The sequence below is a fragment of the Streptomyces sp. NRRL S-495 genome, from assembly GCF_000966955.1.
GTDB classification, from domain to species: Bacteria; Actinomycetota; Actinomycetes; order Streptomycetales; family Streptomycetaceae; genus Kitasatospora; species Kitasatospora purpeofusca.
The window spans coordinates 1-2299 of sequence record NZ_JZWY01001108.1; the positions used below are offsets into that span (position 1 = coordinate 1).

The following is a 2299-nucleotide window of genomic DNA, read 5'->3' on the forward strand; positions in this document are numbered from 1 at the left end:
GGATCCGGGCGAACCGCTCGTCGGCGCGGATGGCGGCGATGGTGGCGTAGCCGTCGAGGCCGGGCATCATCACGTCCATCAGCACCAGATCCGTCTCCGGGTGGGCGCGCAGCAGGTCGAGCCCGGCGCGGCCGTCGGCGGCGTGCAGGACGGTCAGGCCCCGCTGTTCGAGGGCGGCGGCGAGCGCGAAGACGTTGCGGACGTCGTCGTCGACGATCAGCGTGGTGCGTCCGGCGAGCGGTTCGTCGGCGGGGACGGCATGCTCGCCGGGTTCCGCCCCGGCGGGGTTCCGGCCGCCGATCAGCGCGATCAGACGCTCGCGCAACTCGTCCAGCCCCGAGGGGAGTTCCAGGCCGGCGATCGCCGCCGCGGTTGCGCCGACGGGGCTGCCCTCGCCCTGGTGGCCGAGCACGGGCGTGCCCTCCGGGAGCCCGGTGAGCAGCAGGGGGGCGAGTTCGCCGGTGTGGGCGAGGTCGAGCACGGCGCACCGGTACGGGCCGTCGGCGAGGGCGGCGCGCAGGTCCGCCTCGGTGCCGGCGCCGCGGATCTCCACCGGCGGGTCCTCGCCGTGCGCCTCGGCGGCGGTCCGGGCCAGCAGGGTGAGCAGGGCGGGCGGTTCGGCCTCGACCACCAGGACGCGGGTCCCGGCTCCCGGCACGGCGCCCGGCACGACGGCCGACCGGTCCCGGCGGGCGAGCGGCAGGTAGAAGCTGAAGCGGCTGCCCCGGCCGGCGGTGGAGCGGACGGTGAGGACGCCGCCGAGCAGGCGGGCGAGTTCGCGGCTGATGGACAGGCCGAGCCCGGTGCCGCCGAAGCGGCGGGCGGTGGTGCCGTCGGCCTGCTGGAAGGCGCCGAAGATGCTGTCGAGGTGGTCGGGGTCGATGCCGATGCCGGTGTCCTCGACGTGGAAGGCCACGGCGGCCTCGACCTGGCCGAGTTCGGCCGGGAGCCCGTCGGCCTCCACGCGTTCGATGCGCAGCTCGACATGGCCCACGTCGGTGAACTTGATCGCGTTGGACAGCAGGTTCCGCAGCACCTGCCGCAACCGCGCCTGGTCGGTGACGAGTTCGCCGGGCACGTGCGCGCCGACGCCGATCCGGAAGGCGAGGCCGCGCTGGTCGGCCAGGGGCTTGAACGCGGCCTCGACGTACGCCAGCAGCTCCTGCACGGCGAAGGGTTCGGGGCTGAGCTCCATCTTCCCCGCCTCGACCTTGGAGAGGTCGAGGATGTCGTTGATGAGCTGGAGCAGGTCGGAACCGGCCGAGTGGATCACACCCGCGTACTCGACCTGCTTGGGGGTGAGGTTGCCGGCGGCGTTCTGGGCGAGCAGTTGGGCGAGGATGAGCAGGCTGTTGAGCGGGGTGCGCAGTTCGTGGCTCATATTCGCCAGGAACTCGGACTTGTACATCGAGGTGAGGCTCAACTGCCGTGCCCGTTCCTCCAGTTCCTGGCGGGCGTGCTCGATCTCCAGGTTCTTGGCCTCGATGTCGCGGTTGCGTTCGGCGAGCAGCGCGGCCTTCTCGCCGAGTTCGGCGTTGGAGCGCCGCAGCTCCTCCTGCCCTTCCTGCAACTCCTCGGAACGGGACTGGAGTTCGGCGGTGAGCCGCTGGGACTCGCCGAGCAGCTCGTCGGTGCGGGCGTTGGCGAGCAGGGTGCCGATGTTGACGCCGCAGGCCTCGGCGAACTGCTCCAGGAGGTCGCGGTGGATGGCGCTGAAGGGGTGGACGGAGGCGAACTCCATCACGCCGAGCAGCCATTCCTCCAGGGCGATCGGCAGGATCAGCACGGACCGGGCGTGGGTGGCGCCGGCACCGGAGCCGATGGTCGCGTAGTCGGGCGGCAGGTCGTCCACGGTGACGGTGCGCCGGGATCGGGCCGCCTGGCCGACCAGCGACTCGCCGAGGCGGACCCGCGCCGGTCCGCCTCCGGCACCGCCTCCGCCGTCGGCTGCCGTCTCCGCCGCGGTGCCGCCCTGTCCGCCGTAGGCGCTGATCCGGGCCAGCACCGTACCCTCCGGCCCCTCCTCCGCCAGGTAGAACGCCCCGTACTGGGCGCCGACCAGCGGCGTCAGCCCGTCGGTGATCAGCTCGGCGACGGACCGGATGTCGCGCTGCCCCTGCATGGTCCCGGTGAAGCGGGCGAGGTTGGTCTTCAGCCAGTCCTGCTCCTGGTTGGCGCGGGTGGTCTCGCGCAGGGACGCGACCATGAAGTTGATGTTGTCCTTGAGGTCGGCGACCTCGCCGGAGGCGTCCACGGTGATCGAGCGGGTGAGGTCGCCGGCGGTGACGGCGTTGGTGAC

1 protein-coding gene is annotated in these 2299 nt (G+C 72.7%); it reads right to left on the reverse strand.

Going from position 1 to position 2299, the window contains the following annotated elements; genetic code table 11:
• Positions 1-2299: ATP-binding protein (locus VR45_RS39510; RefSeq protein ID WP_045944797.1), on the reverse strand; the 2299-nt coding region annotated here is incomplete at both ends.